The following is a 22764-nucleotide window of genomic DNA, read 5'->3' on the forward strand; positions in this document are numbered from 1 at the left end:
AAACGAACAGAGGCCTCATTGAAGCGCGTAATGGCCCATCAAGTCTGTCGGCAAACTCGCGTTATTTGTCGCCAGCCTCGCGCCGCAGTTTTCCGGGGGATGCCCCGAACTCGCGCAGCACCGCCGCCGCAAAGGCACTCTGGGAGCTGTAGCCGACGCGGCTGGCAATCTCGCCGATGGGCAACGCCGAATTGCGCAGCAAGCCCACCGCGATGTGCAGGCGTCGGCTGCGGATGTAGTCCATCGGCGTCTGCCCGCATTCGGCCACGAACCGCGCATGCAAACGGGCACTGGAAAGGCCGGCGACCCGGGCCAGGTCGGCCACTTGCAACGGGTACGCCGCGTACTGATCGATGTGTGCGTTCAGCGCCGCATAGGGCAGGCGCCGACCGCCGACGGCCTCGGGCCTGGCGTTGTTGAGACTGGCCAGCAAAAGCACCGCGCCTTGTTGAGCGATCAGCGGATCATCGACCGGACTGTTCGCCAGCCAACTGACCAATTGGCTTTGCCCGGCGTCCAGAGGCAGGCGCCCGGCGTTGTCGAGCAGGCGTCGGCTGGAGTCGGCGTGATCGCCCAACGACTGGGCAACCCATTGTTCGCTGGGGACATCCAGCACCAGGCAACGGCTGCCATTGGTGCTGCCACACGCGTGATGCGCTCCGGAGGGCACCACCACGAAACTCTGCTGGACCACCTGGCTGCCACGGCCGTCGACCTCGAAATCCAGGGCGCCCGAGAGCCCGAACACCAGTTGCGCGTGTTCGTGGCTATGGACGATCAGGTCGTGGCTGTATTGGCGAAGCGTGAGGATCGGTCTCATCGCGGGTCTCCCGGTTCAGGGCGTCAGTCTACACCGAGCGGGCCAACAAGCGCTGTCACAGGACTGACTTGACGCTGTCATGGACCATTAACCGGGCCGGGGCAGACTTGGCAAAACTTGTCAGAGGGTTGCCCATGACCAGCGCCGAGCTCGCCAAACCCACCCGTAAGCAACGCGTACGGACTTTATGGATTTCCGACGTGCATTTGGGCACCCGGGATTGCCAGGCTGAACACCTGTCGCAGTTTCTCAAGAGCTACCACGCAGACAAGATCTACCTGGTCGGCGACATCATCGACGGTTGGAAACTGCGCGGCGGCATGTACTGGCCGCAAGCACACACCAACGTCATCCGCCGCCTGCTGACCATGAGCAAGCGTGGTACCGAGGTGATCTACGTCACCGGCAACCACGACGAATTCCTGCGCCGCTATTCGAAGCTGATCCTGGGCAACATCCAGTTGGTCGACGAAGCCGTGCACGTCACCGCCGACGGCCGACACCTGCTGGTGATACACGGCGACCAGTTCGATGTGATCACCCGTTACCATCGCTGGCTGGCGTTTCTCGGTGACTCGGCCTACGAATTCACCCTGACCCTCAACCGCTGGCTCAATCATTGGCGCGCGCGATATGGCTACGGCTACTGGTCGCTGTCGGCCTACCTCAAGCACAAGGTGAAAACCGCGGTCAGCTTCATCAGCGACTTCGAAGAAGCCATCGCCCATGAATGCGTCAAGCGCGAGTTGCACGGAGTGGTGTGCGGGCACATTCACCATGCCGAGATTCGCAAGGTCGGCGAGGTGGACTACCTCAATTGCGGCGACTGGGTGGAATCGTGCACCGCGCTGATCGAGCACTGGGATGGCTCGATCGAGTTGTATCGACTGGCGGATGCCCAGGCGCGCGAGGAACAGATGAAGGCGGCCAGGGTTGCGGAGTTGGCCTGATTGATTTGATTTTTGTGGCGAGGGGGCTTGTCGGAACGCCGCACCGCCCCGTTCGGTGGCGAAGCCGCCGTGAACCTGTGAGCGCGATCTATCTGGTGATCTGCGGTGAATGGCTTTAGGGCTGCTGCGCAGCCCAACGGGGGCAAGCCCCCTCGCCACAATGGTCGCCATAGGTCATCACGCTGGAGCCTGTTCTTCCATCGCCGCCTTGTAGATCGAATTCCTGGGGTGCGCAAACAGGCGCTCCATCATCGGCTCGAAAAAGCTCAACGGCAGCGTGTCGTACGCCGGATCAAACGCCGCCGCATCGTATTTGGCGCAGAACTCGACGGTCGCCTGGAACTGCGGATGGTCCTTGAATTGCTCGCGCAAGTGCCGATCCATACCCAAGTGATGGAAGAAATAGTAGCCCTGGAAAATCCCGTGCTTTTCCACCATCCACAAGTTCTCGGCGCTGACGAACGGCTTGAGGATCGCCGCCGCGATGTCCGGGTGATTGTAGGTGCCCAGGGTGTCGCCGATATCGTGGAGCAGGGCGCAGACCACGTACTCCTCGTCGCGACCATCGCGCCAGGCGCGGGTGGCGGTTTGCAGGGAGTGGGTCAGGCGATCCACCGGGAAGCCGCCAAAATCCCCCTCCAGCAACTTCAGGTGCGCCACGATCCTTGTCGGCAATTGTCGCGCATAGGCACTGAAGTCCGCGGCGATGATCGCCCAGTCTTCCTGTGTGCCGTCCTTCATGTGGGTGAAGCGGGCATTGGCATTCATCGGTAACTCTCTTGTGACGCAAGTCAGCTAGAACGGAACGCGCCCCAGGACCATGTCCCGGTACATGACAAAATCGCCGAGCAGGCTATAGAAGGGGTGTTGGAACGTTGCCGGGCGGTTTTTCTCGAAGAAGAAATGCCCGACCCAGGCAAAGCTGTAGCCTGCCAGTGGCAGGGCCCACAACAGCATCCAGGCTCCGCGACCAATGGTCAGCGTCAGAATCAAGATAACCAGGGTCGTGCCGATAAAGTGTAAACGGCGGCAGGTACTGTTGCTGTGCTCACTGAGGTAGTAAGGATAGAACTCAGCGAAGCTGTTGAATCGTTTGACGTTTTCCACGACAGCGATCTCTGTGGTTATTGTTCTTGCTGCAAGTTGTTCTGTGGGTAGCTTATTTGAGTCTAGAGTGATCAATGGCATCAGCCACTGACAATAGGCGCCACTTTAGTATCCTTCGGTCAATAGCCGTAGCATGCGGCCACCATGTAAGAAAACGCCATGAGCGAACGAACGACTTCTGCAAGCTGGGCGATGGGGATTGTCAAAGCGCTGGAGATGGACGGCCTGGATTGCCGGGCTCTGTTCAAGCAGTTGGGGCTCGACTACGCGGCACTGGATGATCCGGACGCACGCTTCCCCCAAGATTCCATGACCCGGTTGTGGCAACGCGCGGTCGAGCTGTCCGGGAACCCGGCCATCGGCCTGAACATGGGCAAGGTGCTGCGACCGGCGCAGTTTCATGTGGCCGGTTACGCCTTGATGTCCAGCCGGACCCTGGCCGAAGGCTTTCAGCGTCTGGTGCGCTATCAGCGGATCATCGCCGAAAGTGCCGACCTGAGTTTCCAGCTGCTGGAAGAAGGCTACGGGCTGATTCTGACAGTGCATGGCGATCACCTGCCGCCGACCCGGCAAAGCGCCGAAGCTTCAATGGCCTGTGCCTTGGCGCTGTGTGGCTGGTTGACCGGGCGTACGTTGCAACCGCGCAAAGTGTTGTTGCAAGGTACCGAGCCGGTCAATCTGGAACCCTATAAACAAGCTTTCCATGCACCGCTGGTGTTCAACGCACCTTACGATGCGCTGATTTTCGAACCCGCCGATATGGAAGCGCCGCTGCCGACGGCCAACGAGGCCATGGCGTTGCTGCATGACCGCTTTGCCGGCGAGTACCTGGCGCGTTTTTCCGAAAGCCGCGTGACCCACAAGGCGCGGCAGGTGTTGTGCCGCCTGTTGCCCCAAGGCGAACCCAAGCGCGATACCGTGGCGCAGACGCTGCATCTGTCCCAGCGCACCTTGCAGCGGCGCTTGCAGGAAGAGGGTACGAGTTTTCAGGCGCTGCTGGACGATACCCGGCGCGAACTGGCCGAACAGTACCTGGCACGACCGAACATGACCTTGCTGGAAATTGCCTACTTGCTGGGGTTTGCCGATCCGAGCAACTTCTTCCGTGCTTTCCGGCGCTGGTTCGATGCCACACCCGGCGAGTACCGGATGCGGCTGATGCAAGCACCTGATGCGGTCAATGACGCCAAAATGCCGGAATACACAGCACAAACACCGTAATGATCTCCAGTCGGCCCAGCAGCATGCCGAACGAGAGAATCCACTTGGCGGCATCCGGCAGGGTGGCGAAGTTGCCCGCCGGGCCGATGGTTTCGCCGAGCCCCGGGCCGACACCGGACACGGTGCTGGCCGCGCCGGTGAGCGCGGTCATCCAGTCCACGCCAAGCAGCGACAGCAGCAGCGCGATCACACAGATGGTGATTGCAAAGAAGAACGAAAAGGTCAGAATCGACCGTACGATTTCTTCGTCGAGGCGGTGACCGTTGTACTTCTGCTTGATCACCGCCCGCGGGTGAATCAGCTGGTTAAGGTTGGCCTTGAGCAGGATATAGGCCACCTGGAAGCGGAAAATCTTGATCCCGCCCGCGGTCGAGCCGGAACAACCGCCGATAAACCCCAGGTAGAAAAACAGCATCAGCGAGAAATTGCCCCAGAGGCTGTAGTCCCCCAGCGCGAAACCGGTCGTCGTCACCACCGATGTCACGTTCAGCGCCACATGCCGCAACGCCTCCAGCCAATGCAGCTGGGTAGTCCACCAATACCAGGTGCCGAGCACCAGCCAAGTCACCAGCAGCATGCCGAGCAGGCCTTGAACCTGTTCGTCCTTGATCAGTGCCCGACGGTTTCCACGCAACGTGGCCACATACAGGGTGAACGGCAGGGCACCGAGAATCATGATGACGATCGCTACCCAATGCACCGCCGGTTGCGGCCACTTGGCCAAAGACTGGTCGGAGGTCGAGAAGCCGCCGGTGGAAATGGCCGACATCGCATGGTTGATGGCGTCGAACGGGCTCATCCCGGCCCACCAGAACGCCAGGCTGCCGACAATGGTAATGCCGACGTAGGCCGCCACGATCAGCCGCGCCACCATGTGTGAGCGGGGCATGACCTTTTCCGAGCGGTCCGACGACTCGGTCTGGAACAGCCGCATGCCACCGATGCGCAACAGCGGCAGGATCGCCACCGCCATGCCGATGAAGCCGATGCCGCCGATCCAGTGCAGCAACGAGCGCCACATCAGGATGCCGGGGGACATGTTGTCCAGGCCGTTGAGCACGGTTGCGCCAGTGGCGGTGATGCCGGACATGCTTTCGAAGAATGAATCGGTGTAGCTGATGTGCTGGGTCAGCAGGAATGGCAGCGCGGCGAAGATGCACACCACCAGCCAACTGCTGACGGTCAGCAGGTACATGTCCCGGGGGCGCAGGTGAACATGTTCGGGGCGCCCTGGAATCACCAGCGCCAAACCGGCGACAAAGGTGATCATGCTGGCCCAGAGGAACGACGGCAGATCGCTGGTGCGCTCGAAAATGACCAGCGTGGCCATGGGCACGACCATGGAGATCGCCAGCGTGATCAGGAAGATGCCGATGATGAAACCAATGATCCGTAAGGTCGGCAACGCCATGAGGTCCGCTCGGCTGATAGTGGAAAGGGCGCCATTCTACCTGCGGGGCAGGGCATGTAAACCGGCACTGCTGCGACAGTTACAGCTAGAATAGCCGCACAAATTTTTCAGGAGGTGGCCGATGCAGGCTCTCGACGCTTTGCTCAACCGTGTTTCCGTTCCACGACTGATTGACCCTGCACCCACTGCCGAGCAGCGCGAGGTGCTGTTTGGCGCCGCCATGCGCGCTCCGGATCACGGTCACTTGCAGCCTTGGCGTTTCCTGACGGTGGAAGGCGCGGCGCGTGAGCAGATGGGCGAGTTGCTGGCCGAGGCGGCGAAACTGCAAGACAGCGAAGTCGGCGAAGCGGCCATCGACAAGGCGCGCAATAATCCACTGCGTGCACCACTGGTGGTGGTGGTGATTGCGCGGTTGCAGGATCACGTCAAGTATCCGAAGTCCGAGCAATTGCTGGCGGCAGGCTGTGCGGCCCACGGGATTTTGCTCGCAGCGTATGCGCAGGGCATTGGCGCGGTGTGGCGTACCGGTGACCTGGCTTACTCGCCCCATGTGGCCAAGGGTTTGGGCCTGGCGGAAGGGGAGGAGGTGATTGCTTTCCTGTATCTGGGCACACCGCAGAAAGAACCGCGTGTGGCCGAGAAAGTCGACCTGGCCGAATTCGTCAGCGCCTGGCCGGGCAAAGTCTGACACCGCAAAACCTGTGGGAGCGAGCTTGCTCGCGATAGCGGCCGGTCAGTCAATTTGATTGTTGAGAGTGCCGCCGTCATCGCGAGCAAGCTCACTCCCACAGTAGATCCAGGTAGCTCACATCAAAGGGTGTCCGTTTCAGGGCTGTACGACAGCCCCCGGCACCAACGGCAATTCCAGGCTGGCAATGAACCCGCCTTCCGGGTGATTGGCCAGCACCAGGCTGCCGCCATGTCGCTCCGCCGCGCGCCGGGCGATAGCCAGGCCCAGGCCGTGTCCGGCCGCAGTCTGCCCCGGCGCCCGATAGAACGGCTCACCGAGCTGGCTCATGTATTCGGCACTGACTCCGGGCCCATGATCGCGCACAGTCACGACGATCCGCTCACCCTGACGCAGCGCCTGCATTTCGATCGGTAGGCCACCCACCGGATTGAAACGCTGTGCATTGCGCAGCAGATTGTCGACGGCCCGTTCGATCATGGTCGGCCAGCCCTTCAGATTCAGTTGCGATTCGGCTTCGAGGTGGACCAGTTGCTCGGGTGAACCGAGTTGCGCATCCTTTTGCAGGGTATTGAGCAAGGCGTTCAGGTCCACCTCTTCCGCACTGGCGTTATCGGAGTCGACCCGCGCCAGTACCAGGATTTCGCTGATCAGCGCTTCCAGTCGGTCGCACTCGCGGGTCAGGCGCGGCCACAGCTGTTCCCGTTCCTGCGGGGTGGCCCGTTCGGCCAGTGCCAGCGCGATACGCAGGCGGGCGAGGGGCGAGCGCAGTTCATGGGACACATCCCGCAGCAGTTGCCGCTGACTGCCAATCAGGCTTTGCAGGCGCGCGCCCATGCGGTTGAAGTCGTTGGCAAGGACGCCGAACTCATCGCGACGGTTGGCCAGCTTGACCAGGCTGTTCTGTTGATACGTGGTTTGTCCCAGGTCATGCACCGCGCCGCGCAGACGGCTGAGCGGGCGAGTGATGGAGAAGGTCACCAGCAGGCTGAACAGGGTCAGCACCACCAGGGCGATCCCCAGCGCACTGAGCGGCCAGAGCAGGCTCTCGCGGTGCCAAGCGTCCAGTTCCGGGTGCGCAATGCGGTAGATGAACAGGTAGGTGTCACCGGTTTTTTCGCTGGTGAACTCATCGGTCAGACGCCGCCACGGCAGGCGCCGGTCCTCATTGTTCTGGCGCGCCTCAAAGGCCGCCGCACGTTTGGGGAAAGTGCCGCGCACCAGCGGATCGCCGCTTTCGTTAAGCACCTGAACGTCGATGTGATACTGGCGTTTGCGTTGCTGGAGAATGTCCTGGGCGGCGTCTTCACCCTGGCTTTCGTAGGTTTGCGTCCACTCTTCGGCCAGCGTGTTGAGGCCCGGGTGGCGGCTGAGAATCCATGCGTCCTGGTTGAGCATGTGCCCGAGCAGGATGGAAAGCCCTGCAACCAGGGCGATGGCCAGCCAGAAGCTGGCCAGGATACGCCAGAACAATGAACGCACGGAAAATCCTCAAACGATCACAAGTCCATGTGGGAGCGAGCTTGCTCGCGATGGCGGTCTTTCAGTCACGTTGATGTTGAACGTGCTGACGCTATCGCGAGCAAGCTCGCTCCCACAGTGAATTGTGTGGTGTCAGACACCAACGGTGTTCAGCCGTCGGGTCCGGGGTCAGCGCATTATTGCGCCTTTTGCGGTTGTTGCGCTTTCCAGGCCTTGAACTCGGCCCACTCGGCGCGACGTTCAGCCTGTTTTTTCTGGATCTCGTCGAATTTCTTCTGTTGATCCGGTTTCAGCAAGGCGCGCACATCCGCTTCCGCTTTCTTGTGGTTGGCGGCCATCTCGTCCTTCATGGCTTTCTGGTCGGCTGGCGAGAGTTTCTCCAGGTACTTATCGACCAGTTGCTTACGCTCGTGCATCTGCTCGCCCATGATCTTGCGGATCTGCTCGCGCTGTTCGCGGCTCAGGTCCAGTTCACTGTACGGGCCTTTGCCGTGCATGCCGTGCATCTGACCGCCGTGGCGCGAACCGTCCATCGACCCACCCATGGGGCCCGTGCCTTCAGGCATGGCCATGGCAACGGTCGGCAGGGCAGCAGCGAACATCAGAGCGATAAGAGTCTTGCGCATGGTGTATCTCCTTGTCTCGTTCCCGGTACGTTCCGGATGAGTACAGATTACGCAGATCAAGGTCAGCGGCGGTCAGCGGTACGTAAAGCTTGGGTAAAGATGATTTTGCGCCGACCTGACAAAACGTCCAGGTGCCTGACTGTAGGAGCGAGCTCGCTCGCGATGGAGTTGAACGATTACGCGTGCTGTCTGGAAAAGCGCGTTGACTGTGAGACCATCGCGAGCAATCGAGCGTCGACCGGCTGCTCCTACAGGCTGTAGTAGTAACCGCGGCTGCGCAGGGCCACGATGCGGGGTCGACCATCGGGGTGTGGGCCGATCTTCTTGCGCAGGTTGCTGACGTGCATGTCCAGGCTGCGGTCGTACAGGGTCAGCTTGCGGCCGAGGGCGATCTGCGCCAGTTCCTGTTTGTCCAGGGGCTCGCCCGGTTGCTTGAGCAAGGCTTCCAGCAGGCGGCTTTCGGAGACGGTGAGGGTGAATTCCTGTTCGTCGATGCTGACCACGCCGCGCACCGGGCTGAAACACAGGTCGCCCAGTTCCATCTGGCTGGACACCGCCGCCGGGTGGCTACGGCGCAGGACTGCGCGCAAGCGGGCGGTCAGTTCCCGTGGGTCGCAGGGCTTGGCCAGGTAATCGTCGGCGCCGAGTTCCAGGCCGAGGATACGGTCCAGCGGTTCGCCCCGGGCCGAGAGCATCAGTACGGGCAAGTCCGGGTGATCGCTGCGCAACTGCTTGAGCAGTTCCAGGCCGCTGCCATCGGGCAACATCACATCCAGCACCACGGCCGCCGGGGCGGTTTCAGCCAGCGCGCGGCGTGCGCTCTGGCCGTCGTGACAGGCCCGAACCTGAAACCCTTCCTGGCTCAGCCAACTGCTCAGGAGCTCACACAGCTCCTGGTCATCATCAATAAGTAACAGCTCGCTCATGACTCACTCAATTTAGCCATTGTCGACGTTTTCGACTTGCTCCACTGGCGAAGATACCGCAGAGCAGAGCCAATAGCGCTACCCCGGCGCCAATGACGAACCATTGTTGCTGGTCGGTCAGCAGGCGCGGCAGCGGACTGCTGGCCTGGGCTTCCTTGAGTTGCAGCTTCAAACGCTGGTTCTCCTGGCGCAACCGGGCCAGGAGCGGGCTTTCGCGTTCGCCATCGGCAGTTTGCAATTGTTTGTTCAGTTCTTCCCGTTGCCGTTCGCTTTCTTTCAAGCGTTGCTGCAGCTCGGTGATCTGGCTTCCGGCGCTCAAGGAAAGCGGCGTCGAGTTGCCCCCCTCGGCGTTTTCTTCACCGTGGGCGGGCGCCACGATCGACAACGTGACCAACATCAGGCACAACGGACCCTTGCGCATGGCGACTCCTGGTTCCAATACGAGTATTGGGAAAGTTGTCGGCCGGCAAACGAGAATAATGAGCGATTGAGAGCGCGATGAACCGATATGGTTCACCGCGTGGGGGCATTGCGAGAAGAAAGTTACGGCAGGACTTGCTTGAACGGCTTCACCAGAACGTTGGCGTAGACGCCTGCGGCGATGTACGGATCAGCGTCGGCCCAGGCCTGGGCGGCGCTCAGGGAATCGAATTCGGCGACGATCAGGCTGCCGGTGAAACCCGCCGCGCCCGGATCATTGCTGTCGATCGCCGGATGTGGGCCGGCCAGTACGATGCGACCTTCGCCCTTGAGCACTTGCAGGCGCTCGAGGTGTGCAGGCCGAGCGGCCAGGCGGGCTTCCAGGGAATTGGCGACGTCTGTGGCAATGATTGCGTAAAGCATGTCAGTCCTCGGTTTTTGGCGTTGTGGTGTCGGCATCGTGCAGATGACGGGACAGGTAGATGCCCTGGCCGATCAGGAACAGCAAAGTCATGCCCAGGCTGCCGAAGACCTTGAAGTCGACCCAGTAGCTCTGGAAGGTGAACGCGACAAACAGGTTGGCGGCACCGCAAAACAGGAAGAAGGCGATCCAGGCGATGTTCAGGCGCGTCCAGACCGGCTCCGGCAAGCTCAGCGCGTGGCCCATGATGCGTTTGATCAGCAGGCTGTCACCGACGAAGTGGCTGCCGATGAACGCAAGGGCGAACAGCCAGTTGACCACCGGTGCTTTCCACTTAAGGAACGTCTCGCTGTGGAACGCGAGCGTCAGACTGCCGAAGACCAGGCAGGCGATCAGGGTCAGCCACTGGCTCTTCTCCAGCTTGCGCTGCTTGATGAACAGTGTGCCGTAGACCACCAGTGAACTGACGATCAGCATCGCGGTGGCGCTGTAAATACCGCCTACAGTGATCTCATGACCGGCGATGTCGACGACCTGTGGGTCGATTTTGAAGACGATGAAAAACAGCAGTAGCGGGATGAAATCGATGAATTGTTTCACAGTGGCAGCCAGAAGCAGGATGTGGCGGCATAATAACAAACATATGGGCGCGCGATAGCGCCAGCTGATTTGAGGTTACAAAGCCCTGTGAATGTTGATTTGCACTGCCATAGCACGGCCTCCGATGGCGCCCTGGCGCCTGCGGTTCTGGTGGCGCGGGCGTTCGAGAAAGGCGTGCGAGTCCTGGCCTTGACCGATCACGACACCCTCGAGGGCCTCGACGAGGCCCGGCACGCGGCTACCGCGCTGGGGATGCAACTGGTCAACGGCGTCGAATTGTCCTGCACCTGGGGCGGCGCGACCATTCATATCCTGGGCTACGGTTTTGACGTCAACGCCGCTCCGTTGGTCGAGGCCATCGCCAGATTGCATGATGGCCGCTGGCTACGCTCCGAGGAAATCAGCCGCAAACTGGCGCTCAAAGGCATGCCGGGGGCGCTTGAAGGCGCCCGGGAGATCCAGCAGGAGCTGGGCGACAGCGGTAACGCGCCGGCTCGCCCGCATTTCGCCGACTGGATGGTGCGTGAAGGATTCGTCAAGGATCGCGCCGAGGCGTTCCGCAAATGGCTGGGCGCCGGCAAGCTGGGCGACGTCAAGCAACACTGGCCGACCCTGGAGGAAACCGTCGAAACCCTGCGCGCGGCCAAGGCCTGGGTCAGTCTGGCACACCCATGGCACTATGAATTCACGCGCAGCAAGCGACGTCGCCTGATTGCCGACTATATTCAAGCAGGGGGCCACGCCATCGAAGTGGTCAATGGTTACCAGCCTGCCGAGCAAGTGGGCAGCTTGGCCATTCTGGCCCGCGAGTTCGGTCTGCTGGTCAGTGCCGGCAGTGATTTTCATGGCCCCGGAGGCTGGTCGGAGATCGGTGAATACCGGCCACTCCCGGAGGATCTGCCACCGCTATGGTGTCGATTCAAACATGACCCAGTTATTGCCGCCGTCTGAACAGGTAGAGAATGTGAGTCAATTTTTCCAGATTCATCCGGAAAACCCGCAAGCGCGCCTGATCAAACAGGCAGTCGAGATCATCCGCAAGGGCGGGGTGGTGATTTATCCCACGGACTCTTCCTACGCCATAGGTTGCCAGATCGGCGACAAGGTAGCCGTGGAGCGCGTTCGGCGTCTGCGGCAGCTGGATGAAAAGCACAACTTCGCGCTGATTTGCAGCGACCTGTCGCAACTGGGGCTGTTCGCCAAGATCGACACCGGCACTTTCCGCATTCTCAAGGCCCATCTGCCGGGGCCGTATACCTTCATTCTCAATGCCACCCGCGAAGTGCCGCGGCTGTTGTTGCACCCGAAGAAGCGCACCATCGGACTGCGTGTGCCTAGCCACCCGATTGCCCTGGCGCTGCTGGCTGAACTGGGCGAGCCGTTGATGAGCGTAACCCTGATCATGCCAGGCGATGAAGATCCGTTGAGCGATCCCCACGAAATGCGCCAGTTGCTCGAACATCAGGTCGATCTGATCATCGACGGCGGTTTCGGCGGGATCAAGGCGTCCACCGTGATCAGCCTCGCCGACGGCGAGCCGGAAGTCATTCGCGTTGGTTGCGGCGACCCTGCGCCGTTCATGGTCGAGGCCTAGATGTCCGCAGTAGAACCCGTCGACAGTCAGGCCGGAGCCCAGCAGGAACTGCCCTTCGCCATGGTCTATGGCCAGGCGGTCATGGAAATGCCGCTGGACCTGTACATCCCGCCGGATGCCCTCGAAGTCTTTCTCGAGGCGTTCGAAGGCCCGCTCGACCTGCTGCTGTACCTGATCCGCAAACAGAACATCAACATCCTCGACATCCCGGTGGCGGAAATCACTCGCCAGTACATGGGCTACGTCGAATTGATGCAGTCGGTGCGCCTGGAGCTGGCCGCCGAATACCTGGTGATGGCCGCGATGCTGGCCGAGATCAAGTCGCGGATGCTGTTGCCACGGGCCGAAACCGTCGAAGACGAAGAGGAAGACCCGCGCGCCGAACTGATCCGCCGCTTGCAGGAGTACGAGCGTTTCAAGGCTGCCGCCGAAGGCATCGATGGCTTGAGCCGCGTCGGCCGTGATGTGGTGGTGCCCAAGCTTGACGCCCCGGAGGCCCGGGCACGCAAGCTGTTGCCGGATGTGCGCTTGTCAGAGCTGCTGTTGTCCATGGCCGAGGTGTTGCGCCGTGGCGACATGTTCGAAAGCCATCAGGTCAGCCGCGAAGCGCTGTCGACCCGCGAACGCATGAGCGATGTGCTGGAGCGCCTCAAGGGCGGCGGTTTCGTACCGTTTGTCGAGCTGTTCACCGCTGAAGAAGGGCGCCTGGGGGTGGTGGTGACCTTTATGGCGATCCTTGAATTGGTCAAGGAATCCCTGGTCGAGCTGGTGCAGAATGAGCCATTTGCCGCGATCCACGTGCGAGCCCGAGCCGAGTAACGAGTCGAAACATGAACCTGACTGAACCCCGTGATCTGGCACCCTTGCTTGAAGCCTTTCTGTTGGCCTCGGGAAAGCCGCAATCTTTGGAAAGCCTGTTCGAACTCTTCGAAGAAGGCGAACGCCCGGAACCACCGGTCTTCAAGAAGGCCCTGACGATTCTCGCCAAGTCCTGCGATGGCCGCGCGTTTGAACTCAAGGAAGTGGCCTCGGGGTATCGCCTGCAAATTCGCGAGAAATTTGCGCCTTGGGTCGGGCGTCTGTGGGAGGAGCGCCCGCAGCGTTACTCCCGGGCCATGCTGGAAACCATGGCACTGATTGCCTATCGCCAGCCCATCACCCGCGGTGAAATCGAAGACGTGCGGGGCGTGGCGGTCAACAGCAATATCGTCAAGACCTTGATGGAGCGCGAGTGGATCCGCATCGTTGGCTACCGCGATGTGCCCGGTAAGCCGGCGATGTTCGCCACCACCAAGGCGTTCCTCGATCACTTCAACCTGAAGAACCTCGACGACCTGCCACCGCTGGCGGAACTGCGCGAGCTGGAACCGGATCCGGTGCTCGACTTCGATGATGCCCCGGTACCGGCAGCCCTGCAGGAACTGGCCGACGCCAGTGCCGAACCGGAAGAGCCCAAGGAAGAAACCAGTTTCCACACGCTGCTGCTGGAGCTGGACAGCATGGAGGAGGGGATCAAGACCGATTTCGACGATTTGCTGCGTGATGGGGCGTCGCCTGAATTCGATCCGGAACAGTCGGTCATCGAGCCAGAAGTCGAAGCGGCACAGCCCGAGCCTGAACCGGAAATTGAACCGGAGCAAGAAGACGACATCCTCGGTGTCGCCGAAGCCCGGGAAAAGCTCCTGGCCGCCGTGGCTGCCCTCGAACAGCCGAAACCCGAGCCCGAACTGTCGGACGAAGAAGCCGAAGCCCAGGCCCTGGCCGAAGCCATCGAGGCCGAACGGCGCCAGTTCGAGGACTGACACCGATCCTGTAGGAGCGAGCTTGCTCGCGATGGTCGTGAACGATGACGCGCACATCCGGATGCCCGTGGCGCCATTGGGTTTTTCGCGAGCAAGCTCGCTCCTACAGGGGGTTGTGATCGCCGAATGATCAAGTTGCGTGTCACCGGTCGGCGGAAAAGCAAATAACCTTGCCTTGATCAGCTAGTCTCTGATGCGCAAACGCCCTCATGCGCGTATGATTCGCGACCCTTCGGCGATCCCTTCGCCCAAGTACCCAGTTTTCAGACCACACCGGGAGGTGCCCAGATGAGTATCAAAGACCAGCAAGACGATCAGCCAATCGGCCCAGCAGGCGAAAAACTGCAGAAAGTCCTCGCCCGTATCGGCGTCGGCTCGCGCCGTGACGTGGAAGCCTGGATCAGCCACGGTCGCATCAAGGTCAACGGCAAAGACGCCACCCTCGGCCAGCGTGTCGACATGCACGACGCCATCACCATCGATGGCAAGGTGATCAAGCGCGAAGAGGCTGCCGAGTCGGTCCGCCGCGTGATCATGTACAACAAGCCCGACGGCGAGATCTGCACCCGCGTTGACCCGGAAGGCCGTCCGACCGTGTTCGACAAGATGCCGCGCCCGAAAGAAGGCCGCTGGATCAACATCGGTCGCCTGGACATCAACACCACCGGTTTGCTGATGTTCACCACCGACGGTGAACTGGCCAACCGCCTGATGCACCCTTCCTACGAAATGGACCGTGAATATGCGGTACGTGTGCGTGGTGAAGTCGATGACGAGATGATCGAGCGTCTGAAGGCTGGTGTTGTCCTTGAAGACGGCCCGGCCAAGTTCACCGACATCAAGCAGGCGCCAGGCGGTGAAGGTTTCAACCACTGGTATCACTGCGTGGTGATGGAAGGTCGTAACCGCGAAGTTCGTCGCCTGTGGGAATCCCAGGGCCTGGTGGTCAGCCGTCTGAAGCGCGTGCGTTTCGGCCCGGTGTTCCTCAACTCCGATCTGCCGATGGGCCGCTGGCGCGAAATGAGCCAGTACGAAGTCGACATCCTGAGTGCCGAGGTCGGCCTGACGCCGGTCGCGATGCCGCAGATGAACGCCAAGAGCAAGGACAAGCTTGACCGGATGCAGCGCAAGTCGTCGCGTCCGATGGCCAAGACCGAACGCGTTCGTACCCTGCGTCCAGCCACTGGTGCAGCCGCCGCACCTGCCGCGCCTCGTGCCAGCCGCGAGCCGCAGATCGAAGGCGAGCGTCCAGGGCGCAAGCCTGCTGCCCGTCAGGACGGCGAACGCGGTCCACGTACACCACGTCCGGCCAACGGTCGTACCGAGCGTGGCGAAGGTCGTGGTACGCCGGTAGCCGATCGCCCGGCGGACACCAAGCGCCCGGCCAAGCCTGCGCCGAAGCGTCCGGGGATCAAACTGGTCGACGGTGACACGCCATCGGGCAAGCGCCGTGGCGCACCGGCCGGTTCCGGTCAGCGTCCAGGCTTCGGTCGTCGCAAGCCGGAGTGAGGCAGCGGTAAGCTGTTAGCGACAATTCAAAAACGCCAACCTTCGGGTTGGCGTTTTTTTCGTCTGGCTTTATGTCCGTATTGTTTTTGAGGGCGCCATCGCGCTGAGACCTCCAATATGGAAATCATGGTTTACGCGATGTAAAGAAATCCTGACAAAAACCACGGATTAACCCCGTGGATTCGCCACTCCCTGGATACCGTAAGAAAACGCTTACGCTTCAGCGTCTTCCTTCCTCCTTCCGACCCTCTGGCCCGCTTGTTTCACCGCTCCATGCAGGGTGTTATGCGCGCCATGCCTGTCGTGCAGGTGCATAACAAAAAGGAGGCGCAATGAACGCCGCAATCCGTTTTCATCTCTCCGCGAGTGGCGTGTTTGGCGCCGTCTGCGTCGATGATCCGCAAGGATCTGACCCATTTTTTGCAGCCGCCCGAGCCTCTCGGGGCGGACACAGGCAATCCCGGCCATAGACACGCTTGTCCAGCGGGTCTGGCAGCAGGGGGTTACAGGTGTACAATGCGCCGCGTTTTACCTGTGACCTCCTGCGCATCTGCGCAAACCTCAAGGCTATCCGCCTTGTTCACTCCGTCGCGTCACGAGCGTGTCGGGTTCGATTTCGTCACAGATAAAAACAAACAGGTGACGCATGACCGTTGTAATTACGCTGAACTCCTGGTGCCTGCGCTGGGGTTTGATCGGTGCCGCTTAACGCCTTTCTTGAGCAGCAACGTCTACTGAACATCATCAAACCTTGCGTGAGACCCTTTTCATGAGTGGACAAAACCCGCAATCAGGCGAGCTGAAACGCGGCCTGAAAAATCGCCACATTCAATTGATCGCCCTCGGTGGCGCGATCGGTACCGGCTTGTTCCTCGGCTCGGCCGGGGTGCTGAAATCCGCCGGCCCGTCGATGATCCTCGGCTACGCCATCTGCGGCTTCATCGCCTTCATGATCATGCGCCAACTGGGCGAAATGATCGTCGAAGATCCGGTGGCCGGCTCCTTCAGCCACTTCGCGCACAAGTACTGGGGCGGCTTTGCCGGCTTCCTGTCGGGCTGGAACTGCTGGATTCTGTACATTCTGGTGGGTATGTCCGAGCTGACCGCGGTCGGCAAATACATCCACTACTGGGCGCCGGACATCCCGACCTGGGCCTCCGCAGCTGCCTTCTTCGTGCTGATCAACGCCATCAACCTGGCCAACGTCAAAGTCTTTGGCGAGGCCGAGTTCTGGTTTGCGATCATCAAGGTCGTGGCGATCGTCGGCATGATCGCTCTGGGCAGCTACCTGCTGGTCAGTGGCAATGGCGGCCCGCAAGCTGCGGTCAGCAACCTGTGGTCCCACGGTGGCTTCTTCCCGAACGGTGTCACGGGTCTGGTGATGGCCATGGCTTTCATCATGTTTTCCTTCGGTGGCCTGGAAATGCTCGGTTTCACCGCTGCCGAAGCCGACAAGCCAAAAACCGTGATTCCGAAAGCGATCAACCAGGTGATCTACCGGATCCTGATTTTCTACATCGGTGCATTGGTGATCCTGCTGTCGTTGACGCCGTGGGACAGCTTGCTGACCACCCTGAACGCTTCCGGTGATTCCTATAGCGGCAGCCCGTTCGTGCAAGTGTTCTCGATGCTGGGCAGCAATACCGCCGCGCACATCCTCAACTTCGTGGTCCTGACCGCTGCGCTGTCGGTGTACAACAGCGGCACCTACTGCAACAGCCGCATGCTGCTGGGCATGGCCGAGCAAGGCGATGCGCCAAAGGCATTGGCGAAGATCGACAAGCGCGGTGTGCCGGTGCGCTCGATCCTGGCCTCGGCCGCCGTGACTCTGATCGCGGTACTGCTGAACTACCTGATTCCGCACAGCGCGCTGGAACTGCTGATGTCGCTGGTGGTGGCCACCCTGGTGATCAACTGGGCGATGATCAGCTACTCGCACTTCAAGTTCCGCCAGCACATGAACAAGACAAAACAGACGCCGCTGTTCAAGGCCTTGTGGTATCCGTACGGCAACTACATCTGCCTGGCGTTCGTGTTGTTCATCCTTGGTGTGATGTTGTTGATTCCGGGGATCCAGACATCGGTGTACGCGATTCCGGTGTGGCTCGTGTTCATGTGGGTCTGCTACGGCATCAAGAACAAGCGCAGTGCGCAACATGCACTGCAGGTTGCCGGCTCTGCGGCGAAGTAAACGCAGAACGCAGAAACAACGAACCCGGCCATGTGCCGGGTTTGTTGTTTTCGGGGTTCACATAAATCCCTTTCTGGGAGCGGGCTTGCTCCCACAAGGTCCGGATTCCTCCCATCTATTCGCGGTATCCTGCACGTTCTGAATACGGACGCTTTTCCATGCTGGTGATTTCCAACAACGTGCAGCTGCCGGATGCCGAGATCGAGTTGACGGCCATTCGCGCCCAGGGCGCGGGTGGGCAGAACGTCAACAAGGTTTCCAGCGCCGTGCACCTGCGCTTCGACATTCCGGCGTCGTCCTTGCCCGAGTTCTACAAGGAGCGGCTGCTGGCGCTGCGCGACAGTCGCATCACCAGCGACGGTGTGTTGATCATCAAGGCCCAGCAGTACCGGACGCAGGAGCAGAACCGCGCCGATGCGCTGTTGCGGCTGACCGAGTTGATCCTCAGTGCCACCAAGGTCGAGAAAAAGCGCCGTCCGACCAAGCCGACCCTCGGCTCGAAGACCCGTCGCCTCGAATCCAAGAGCAAGCGCGGCAACATCAAGGCCGGGCGCGGCAAGGTCGACTTCTAACGGGCGTCCCGCGCTTCGCGTTGCTTCGGCGCCTGCCGGTACAGGTATAGGCTCAGCATCAAACCGCTGAGCGCGGCGAGGGCGGCGAACAGGAAGATCGAAGCGAACCCGAACCCGGCGGCAATCGCCCCGGCCAGCGGCCCGGTGATCCCCAGTGACAAGTCGATGAACAGCGAATAGGCGCCGACCGCTGCACCACGGCTGGAGGCCGGGACCAGGTTGACCGCCTCCACGCCCAGTGCCGGAAACACCAGCGAAAAGCCGAAGCCGCTCAGCGCCGCACCCGCCAGTGCCCAATGGGCATCCGGTGCCAGCCACAGCAGGAGCAATCCCAGGGTTTCCACTGACAGGCAGGCAATGGCCACGCGAAAGCCGCCGAGGCGGTTGATCAGGTTGCCGAACAGTAAGCGCGCGCCGATGAAGCTGGCGCCGAACAGGCTTAGGCACAGCACCGCGTTGTCCCAGTGTTGCGTGGCGTAATACAAGGTGATGAAGGTGGCGATGGTGCCGAAGCCGATGGAGCCCAGGGCCAGGCCGCAACCGTGGGGGAAGACTCGCCCCAGCACATGCATGAACGGCAGGCGCTCACCGGCAACGATCGGCGCGGCGGTTTTCGGCCAGGCCAGCAGCAGACCGAGCACGGCCAGCAACACAATACTGACGCCCATGCTCCACAAGCCCAGTTGATGGACGATCAACACGCCCAGGGGCGCGCCGACGGCCAGTGCGCCGTAGCTGGCGATACCGTTCCAGGAGATGACCTTGGCGGTGTTCGCTGCACCGACCCGGCCGATACCCCAGCCAATCGAGCCCGAGCCCACCAGGCTTTCCGCGCTGCCGAGAACCAGGCGGCCGATCAACAGGCTGATCAGGCTCAAGGTCGGCAGGCTCTGGGTCCAGGCCGAGATCAACATGAACACACCGCTCAAGCCGCAACCGGCCAGGCCATACATTACAGCCAGTTTGCTGCCCTTATTGTCGATGATCTTCCCGGCATAGGGGCGGCTGAGCAGGGTGGCCAGGTATTGCACGCTGATCACCAGACCCGCGATCACCGCGCCGAAGCCCAGGTCGCTGTGGACGTAACCGGGCAATACGGCCAGGGGGATGCCGATGTTCAGGTAGCCAATGAAGGTGAAAAGGACGATGGAAACGACTTGCAGCGTGACCGCCAGGGGGCGCTGGTTTTCAGGCATGGGTAAAGGTCCACGGTAAAGCAGGATAGATAGGCTGCTTATGATAGCGGTGTGGACGGTCGTCGGTTGTGAAAAAGTAAAACTATTTACCGGGCGGTGGTCATTCAGCTTTGACGGGAGCGACCAGTTGCGTGGTGACCAGGGCGGCCAGCGCATTTTCCTGGGTGCCGAAGCGGGCGAGCAAAGCGGCTTGTTTCTCGGGAGAGAGGCGATTCCAGATCTCGATCATTTTCTCGGCGGTGCCGATCAGGACGCTGGCCTGCGCTTCGCTGAATTCATCGGTCATGGAAAGTTCTCGTTTCAGGCAGTGTGGAAAGCGCATGGTAGCGCTTTCCACACGGTCTGTACGGCGGGTGTTTCAGTCTTCTCTGTCAGCCTGGCGGCTGTCAGTGGCTTCTTTCGGCTCGGGCTGTTGGGCTCCGGCTTGCTGCGTGGGCGTCTGCTCAGGTACGTGCAGGCTTGGGAAGGGGAGATTAGGAATCTCGTGCATGGTTGCGCTCCTCGCTAAGTCTGTTGATAGATCTGGTAGATCCGCGCTTTAAAAAAGCCTGGGCAGGATACAGCACTGAAAATGACAAACGGACTTTTATATCCATTTGTTTCGACGGATGGGGTTGTATAGACAGATAAGTAACAATTACGCAGAAGCAAATGTGGGAGCGAGCTTGCTCGCGATTGCGGAGTGTCATTCAACGATGATGTTGACTGATAGACCGCTATCGCGAGCAAGCTCGCTCCCACAGGGGGATTGCAGTGCCCGAGGATTACTTGCAGACGCTGGCAATCGCCTCGGCCAGCAAATCCAGGCGCGTGGCATCAATGCCGGCCACGTTGGCCCGGCCCGAGCTGACCATGTACACGCTGTGATGATCGCGCAGGTTCTTCACTTGCTCAGGCGACAGGCCGGTGTAGGAGAACATTCCGCGTTGCACGCCAATATGGGCAAAGCGCTCGCGCAAACCGTGAGGCTCCAGAGCTTCTACCAAACCGCTGCGCAGTTGGGCGATACGCAGGCGCATCGCTTCAACTTCGTCGGCCCACAGGCGTTTCAGCTCTGGATCACCGAGGATGGTCGCTACAACGGCAGCGCCATGATCCGGCGGCGTCGACCAAAGGTTGCGGGCGATGTTGGCCAGTTGGCTGCGGATATCCACCAGCTTGTCGGCGGTTTTCGCGCAGACAATCAGCGCGCCGGTGCGGTCGCGGTAGAGGCCGAAGTTCTTTGAGCAGGAACTGGTGATCAGCAGTTCCGGCAACTCGGCGGCGAACAGCCGGGTCGACCAGGCATCCTGTTCCAGCCCATCGCCGAATCCTTGATACGCGAAGTCGATCAGCGGCAGCAGTTCGCGACGGCGCACCACGTCCAGCACCCGTTGCCAGTCTTCCTGGGACAGGTCGAAACCGGTCGGGTTGTGGCAGCAGGCGTGCAGCAAGACCACGTCACCCTTGGGCGCTTCATTGAGCGCCGCCAGCATGCCGTCGATGTCGAGACGGTTGTCACTGCCCACGTACGGGTAGTGGCTGACCTTGACCTTGGCTGCCGCAAAAATCGTTTCGTGGATCGGCCAGGTCGGGTTGCTCAACCACACGCCACGCCCTGGCAGGCATTGGGCGATAAAGTCCGCGCTCAGGCGCAAAGCCCCAGTGCCGCCCGGAGTCTGGGTGGCGCCGGCGCGTTGTGCGCTGATCAGCTTCGAGTCGGCACCCAGCACCAGCTCATTGATCGCTTTGCCGAACGCCGGTTCGCCGTGACCACCGATGTAGGTCTTGGTGGACTGGTGATCCACCAGGCGCTGCTCGGCAAGTTTCACCGACTCGAGAATCGGCGTCAGGCCCTGGGCGTCCTTGTAGACACCCACGCCCAAATCGAATTTGCGCGGGTTCGGGTCCTGCGCGTAGGCCTCCATCAGGCCCAGAATCGGGTCGCCAGGCACTCGACCGATGGCGTCGAAATGCATTACTTGCGCCCCTCAGCGTCCTTCGCCACTTCGTCAGTGCGCGCGGCCATGATGAAATCGTTGCGGTGCAGGCCCTTGATCGAGTGGCTCCACCAGGTCACGGTCACTTTGCCCCACTCGGTCAGCAGGCCCGGGTGATGGCCTTCGGCCTCGGAGATTTCGCCGACGGCGTTGGTGAACGCCAGGGCGTGCTTGAAGTTCTTGAACAGGAAGACCTTTTCCAGCTGCATGACGCTGTCACGTACTTCGATGTTCCAGTCCGGGATCTGCTTGATCAGGATCGGCAGTTCTTCGTCGCTGACTTGTGGGGCGTCGGCGCGGCAGGCTTCGCAATGGGCTTGGTTCAAAGTGGACATGGTGTGTTTCCTGTAATCGAGTGTTTTTATATCGGTCGACAGTGCCGTCACGCTAAACCAAAGCGACGGTGACTGACAGACTCACTTGTCAGTAAAAGTCGCGGTTCACGCGGCCTTTGGCGGAAATTTCGGCGTGTGCAGACCCATCTGCATCGCTTGCTTGACCATGCCCATGATGTCTTCGTGGGCCAGGTCGAACAGGCGCTTGAGGTTCGGCAGAACGAAATACAGGGGTTGCAGGATGTCGATGCGGTAAGGCGTGCGCATGCATTCCAGCGGGTCGAAGGCTTGGTGTTCAGGCTCGTTCGACAGGCTGTAGACGGTCTCTTTCGGCGAGGACAGGATGCCACCGCCGTAGATGCGCTGGCCTTGCGGGGTGTCGAGCAGGCCGAACTCGATGGTCATCCAGTACAGGCGCGCCAGGTACACGCGTTCTTCCTTGGACGCCTTGAGGCCGAGCTTGCCGTAGGTGTGGGTGAATTCGGCGAACCACGGGTTGGTCAGCAGCGGGCAGTGACCGAAGATCTCGTGGAAAATGTCCGGCTCTTGCAGGTAGTCCAGTTCTTCGCGGGTACGAATAAAGGTCGCCACCGGAAACTGCTTGCTGGCCAGCAATTCGAAAAAGGTCTGGAAGGGAATCAGTGCGGGAACCCGGGCAACCTGCCAGCCGGTGGTTTCAGCGAGGACCTTGTTGATTTCGCCGAGTTGAGGAATGCGGTCGTGGGGCAGACCGAGTTTTTCGATACCGTCCAGGTACTCCTGGCACGCACGCCCTTCGATCACTTTCAGTTGACGAGTGATCAGCGTGTTCCACACCGCGTGTTCTTCGGCGGGGTAGTCGATAAAACCTTGCGCATCGGGCTCGCGAGCCACGTATTGCGTCTGCTTCATGCTGCTCTCCTGCTAGGGGGATT

The 22764-nt window shown here is 60.8% G+C and carries 26 protein-coding genes; 10 read left to right on the forward strand and 16 right to left on the reverse strand.

Annotation, left to right across the window (positions count from 1 at the left end):
- Positions 1 to 61 precede the first annotated feature (61 nt).
- Entirely contained in the window at positions 62 to 820 is a 759-nt protein-coding gene (locus PSJE_RS05020) for a helix-turn-helix transcriptional regulator (RefSeq protein ID WP_090453771.1), read from the reverse strand.
- 134 nt (positions 821 to 954) lie between these two features.
- On the opposite strand from PSJE_RS05020, the gene PSJE_RS05025 reads away from it, so the two are divergent.
- On the forward strand, positions 955 to 1770 hold the full coding sequence (locus PSJE_RS05025) for a UDP-2,3-diacylglucosamine diphosphatase (RefSeq protein WP_090453773.1): 816 nt from the start codon (positions 955 to 957) through the stop codon (positions 1768 to 1770).
- A gap of 177 nt (positions 1771 to 1947) precedes the next feature.
- Here the strand turns inward: PSJE_RS05025 and PSJE_RS05030 are convergent, their stop codons facing one another.
- Positions 1948 to 2538: an HD domain-containing protein gene (locus PSJE_RS05030; protein WP_090453775.1), complete on the reverse strand. Its 591-nt coding sequence runs from the start codon at positions 2536 to 2538 to the stop codon at positions 1948 to 1950.
- 27 nt (positions 2539 to 2565) lie between these two features.
- The gene (locus PSJE_RS05035; protein WP_008051185.1) at positions 2566 to 2877 is read right to left on the reverse strand and encodes an Mpo1-like protein; all 312 of its coding nucleotides are present in this window, start codon (positions 2875 to 2877) and stop codon (positions 2566 to 2568) included.
- Positions 2878 to 3036: 159 nt separating this feature from the next.
- On the opposite strand from PSJE_RS05035, the gene PSJE_RS05040 reads away from it, so the two are divergent.
- Positions 3037 to 4098 carry an AraC family transcriptional regulator gene (locus PSJE_RS05040; RefSeq protein WP_079246791.1) on the forward strand — a complete coding sequence of 354 codons (1062 nt, stop codon included), beginning with the start codon at positions 3037 to 3039 and terminating at the stop codon, positions 4096 to 4098.
- Here PSJE_RS05040 and PSJE_RS05045 read toward each other — a convergent pair.
- The gene (locus tag PSJE_RS05045; RefSeq protein WP_057715939.1) at positions 4055 to 5509 is read right to left on the reverse strand and encodes a TrkH family potassium uptake protein; all 1455 of its coding nucleotides are present in this window, start codon (positions 5507 to 5509) and stop codon (positions 4055 to 4057) included. The genes PSJE_RS05040 and PSJE_RS05045 overlap by 44 nt on opposite strands.
- A 121-nt stretch (positions 5510 to 5630) precedes the next feature.
- Between PSJE_RS05045 and PSJE_RS05050 the strand changes: the two genes are divergently transcribed.
- Positions 5631 to 6197, forward strand: coding sequence for an NAD(P)H nitroreductase (locus PSJE_RS05050; protein ID WP_090453776.1), 567 nt, complete (start codon positions 5631 to 5633; stop codon positions 6195 to 6197).
- 138 nt (positions 6198 to 6335) lie between these two features.
- Here the strand turns inward: PSJE_RS05050 and PSJE_RS05055 are convergent, their stop codons facing one another.
- From PSJE_RS05055 to PSJE_RS05080, 6 genes are all read right to left on the reverse strand, one after another.
- A complete protein-coding gene (locus tag PSJE_RS05055) occupies positions 6336 to 7679 on the reverse strand; it encodes a sensor histidine kinase (protein ID WP_057715937.1) in 1344 nt (447 codons plus the stop codon).
- Positions 7680 to 7855: 176 nt separating this feature from the next.
- Positions 7856 to 8305: a Spy/CpxP family protein refolding chaperone gene (locus PSJE_RS05060; RefSeq protein WP_090453778.1), complete on the reverse strand. Its 450-nt coding sequence runs from the start codon at positions 8303 to 8305 to the stop codon at positions 7856 to 7858.
- 248 nt (positions 8306 to 8553) lie between these two features.
- A complete protein-coding gene (locus tag PSJE_RS05065; RefSeq protein WP_007984138.1) occupies positions 8554 to 9231 on the reverse strand; it encodes a response regulator transcription factor in 678 nt (225 codons plus the stop codon).
- A 7-nt stretch (positions 9232 to 9238) separates the two neighbouring features.
- On the reverse strand, positions 9239 to 9652 hold the full coding sequence (locus tag PSJE_RS05070) for an SH3 domain-containing protein (protein ID WP_057715935.1): 414 nt from the start codon (positions 9650 to 9652) through the stop codon (positions 9239 to 9241).
- A 122-nt stretch (positions 9653 to 9774) separates the two neighbouring features.
- A complete protein-coding gene (locus PSJE_RS05075) occupies positions 9775 to 10074 on the reverse strand; it encodes a YciI family protein (RefSeq protein WP_057715934.1) in 300 nt (99 codons plus the stop codon).
- A gap of 1 nt (position 10075) precedes the next feature.
- Positions 10076 to 10672 (reverse strand): septation protein A, encoded by a 597-nt coding sequence (locus PSJE_RS05080; RefSeq protein ID WP_090453780.1) that lies wholly within the window; start codon positions 10670 to 10672, stop codon positions 10076 to 10078.
- 87 nt (positions 10673 to 10759) lie between these two features.
- Here PSJE_RS05080 and PSJE_RS05085 point away from each other — a divergent pair, with 87 nt between their 5' ends.
- The 7 genes from PSJE_RS05085 to arfB all read left to right on the forward strand — a co-directional run bounded on the left by PSJE_RS05085 (position 10760) and on the right by arfB (position 18340).
- The gene (locus PSJE_RS05085) at positions 10760 to 11623 is read left to right on the forward strand and encodes a PHP domain-containing protein (RefSeq protein ID WP_090453782.1); all 864 of its coding nucleotides are present in this window, start codon (positions 10760 to 10762) and stop codon (positions 11621 to 11623) included.
- A 13-nt stretch (positions 11624 to 11636) separates the two neighbouring features.
- A complete protein-coding gene (locus PSJE_RS05090; RefSeq protein ID WP_032829738.1) occupies positions 11637 to 12266 on the forward strand; it encodes an L-threonylcarbamoyladenylate synthase in 630 nt (209 codons plus the stop codon).
- Between the two features lie 60 nt (positions 12267 to 12326).
- A complete protein-coding gene (locus PSJE_RS05095; RefSeq protein ID WP_172435389.1) occupies positions 12327 to 13085 on the forward strand; it encodes a segregation and condensation protein A in 759 nt (252 codons plus the stop codon).
- Between the two features lie 11 nt (positions 13086 to 13096).
- Positions 13097 to 14068: an SMC-Scp complex subunit ScpB gene (gene scpB / locus PSJE_RS05100; RefSeq protein WP_090453783.1), complete on the forward strand. Its 972-nt coding sequence runs from the start codon at positions 13097 to 13099 to the stop codon at positions 14066 to 14068.
- A 288-nt stretch (positions 14069 to 14356) separates the two neighbouring features.
- Positions 14357 to 15577, forward strand: coding sequence for a 23S rRNA pseudouridine(2605) synthase RluB (gene rluB, locus PSJE_RS05105; protein WP_057715929.1), 1221 nt, complete (start codon positions 14357 to 14359; stop codon positions 15575 to 15577).
- Positions 15578 to 16346: 769 nt separating this feature from the next.
- The gene (locus PSJE_RS05110; protein WP_057715928.1) at positions 16347 to 17768 is read left to right on the forward strand and encodes an amino acid permease; all 1422 of its coding nucleotides are present in this window, start codon (positions 16347 to 16349) and stop codon (positions 17766 to 17768) included.
- A gap of 158 nt (positions 17769 to 17926) precedes the next feature.
- Positions 17927 to 18340: an alternative ribosome rescue aminoacyl-tRNA hydrolase ArfB gene (arfB, locus tag PSJE_RS05115; protein ID WP_057715927.1), complete on the forward strand. Its 414-nt coding sequence runs from the start codon at positions 17927 to 17929 to the stop codon at positions 18338 to 18340.
- Here the strand turns inward: arfB and PSJE_RS05120 are convergent.
- The 6 genes from PSJE_RS05120 to phhA form a co-directional block, all read right to left on the reverse strand.
- On the reverse strand, positions 18337 to 19536 hold the full coding sequence (locus PSJE_RS05120; protein WP_015096288.1) for an MFS transporter: 1200 nt from the start codon (positions 19534 to 19536) through the stop codon (positions 18337 to 18339). The two genes, arfB and PSJE_RS05120, sit on opposite strands and share 4 nt — an antisense overlap.
- 100 nt (positions 19537 to 19636) lie before the next feature.
- Positions 19637 to 19822, reverse strand: coding sequence for a hypothetical protein (locus PSJE_RS05125; RefSeq protein ID WP_057715925.1), 186 nt, complete (start codon positions 19820 to 19822; stop codon positions 19637 to 19639).
- A gap of 72 nt (positions 19823 to 19894) precedes the next feature.
- Positions 19895 to 20026 (reverse strand): hypothetical protein, encoded by a 132-nt coding sequence (locus tag PSJE_RS31910; RefSeq protein WP_263597030.1) that lies wholly within the window; start codon positions 20024 to 20026, stop codon positions 19895 to 19897.
- Positions 20027 to 20300: 274 nt separating this feature from the next.
- On the reverse strand, positions 20301 to 21494 hold the full coding sequence (locus PSJE_RS05135; RefSeq protein ID WP_090453786.1) for an amino acid aminotransferase: 1194 nt from the start codon (positions 21492 to 21494) through the stop codon (positions 20301 to 20303).
- Entirely contained in the window at positions 21494 to 21850 is a 357-nt protein-coding gene (locus PSJE_RS05140; RefSeq protein ID WP_007938547.1) for a 4a-hydroxytetrahydrobiopterin dehydratase, read from the reverse strand. The genes PSJE_RS05135 and PSJE_RS05140 overlap by 1 nt, the downstream gene beginning before the upstream one ends.
- Before the next feature lie 105 nt (positions 21851 to 21955).
- The gene (gene phhA / locus PSJE_RS05145) at positions 21956 to 22741 is read right to left on the reverse strand and encodes a phenylalanine 4-monooxygenase (protein WP_057715923.1); all 786 of its coding nucleotides are present in this window, start codon (positions 22739 to 22741) and stop codon (positions 21956 to 21958) included.
- Positions 22742 to 22764: the final 23 nt, after the last annotated feature.

This window comes from Pseudomonas jessenii (assembly GCF_002236115.1).
Classification (GTDB): Bacteria; Pseudomonadota; Gammaproteobacteria; order Pseudomonadales; family Pseudomonadaceae; genus Aquipseudomonas; species Aquipseudomonas jessenii.

Coding starts and splice junctions, on each gene's coding strand:
- PSJE_RS05030 (WP_090453775.1), bottom strand. CDS start 2,538: ATGAATGCCAATGCCCGCTTCACCCACATGAAGGACGGCACACAGGAA.
- PSJE_RS05050 (WP_090453776.1), top strand. CDS start 5,631: ATGCAGGCTCTCGACGCTTTGCTCAACCGTGTTTCCGTTCCACGACTG.
- scpB (WP_090453783.1), top strand. CDS start 13,097: ATGAACCTGACTGAACCCCGTGATCTGGCACCCTTGCTTGAAGCCTTT.
- PSJE_RS05140 (WP_007938547.1), bottom strand. CDS start 21,850: ATGTCCACTTTGAACCAAGCCCATTGCGAAGCCTGCCGCGCCGACGCC.
- PSJE_RS05065 (WP_007984138.1), bottom strand. CDS start 9,231: ATGAGCGAGCTGTTACTTATTGATGATGACCAGGAGCTGTGTGAGCTC.
- PSJE_RS05120 (WP_015096288.1), bottom strand. CDS start 19,536: ATGCCTGAAAACCAGCGCCCCCTGGCGGTCACGCTGCAAGTCGTTTCC.
- PSJE_RS05060 (WP_090453778.1), bottom strand. CDS start 8,305: ATGCGCAAGACTCTTATCGCTCTGATGTTCGCTGCTGCCCTGCCGACC.
- phhA (WP_057715923.1), bottom strand. CDS start 22,741: ATGAAGCAGACGCAATACGTGGCTCGCGAGCCCGATGCGCAAGGTTTT.
- PSJE_RS05045 (WP_057715939.1), bottom strand. CDS start 5,509: ATGGCGTTGCCGACCTTACGGATCATTGGTTTCATCATCGGCATCTTC.
- PSJE_RS05025 (WP_090453773.1), top strand. CDS start 955: ATGACCAGCGCCGAGCTCGCCAAACCCACCCGTAAGCAACGCGTACGG.
- PSJE_RS05020 (WP_090453771.1), bottom strand. CDS start 820: ATGAGACCGATCCTCACGCTTCGCCAATACAGCCACGACCTGATCGTC.
- arfB (WP_057715927.1), top strand. CDS start 17,927: ATGCTGGTGATTTCCAACAACGTGCAGCTGCCGGATGCCGAGATCGAG.
- PSJE_RS05095 (WP_172435389.1), top strand. CDS start 12,327: ATGGTCTATGGCCAGGCGGTCATGGAAATGCCGCTGGACCTGTACATC.
- PSJE_RS05070 (WP_057715935.1), bottom strand. CDS start 9,652: ATGCGCAAGGGTCCGTTGTGCCTGATGTTGGTCACGTTGTCGATCGTG.
- PSJE_RS05110 (WP_057715928.1), top strand. CDS start 16,347: ATGAGTGGACAAAACCCGCAATCAGGCGAGCTGAAACGCGGCCTGAAA.
- PSJE_RS31910 (WP_263597030.1), bottom strand. CDS start 20,026: ATGCACGAGATTCCTAATCTCCCCTTCCCAAGCCTGCACGTACCTGAG.
- PSJE_RS05125 (WP_057715925.1), bottom strand. CDS start 19,822: ATGACCGATGAATTCAGCGAAGCGCAGGCCAGCGTCCTGATCGGCACC.
- PSJE_RS05040 (WP_079246791.1), top strand. CDS start 3,037: ATGAGCGAACGAACGACTTCTGCAAGCTGGGCGATGGGGATTGTCAAA.
- PSJE_RS05135 (WP_090453786.1), bottom strand. CDS start 21,494: ATGCATTTCGACGCCATCGGTCGAGTGCCTGGCGACCCGATTCTGGGC.
- rluB (WP_057715929.1), top strand. CDS start 14,357: ATGAGTATCAAAGACCAGCAAGACGATCAGCCAATCGGCCCAGCAGGC.
- PSJE_RS05075 (WP_057715934.1), bottom strand. CDS start 10,074: ATGCTTTACGCAATCATTGCCACAGACGTCGCCAATTCCCTGGAAGCC.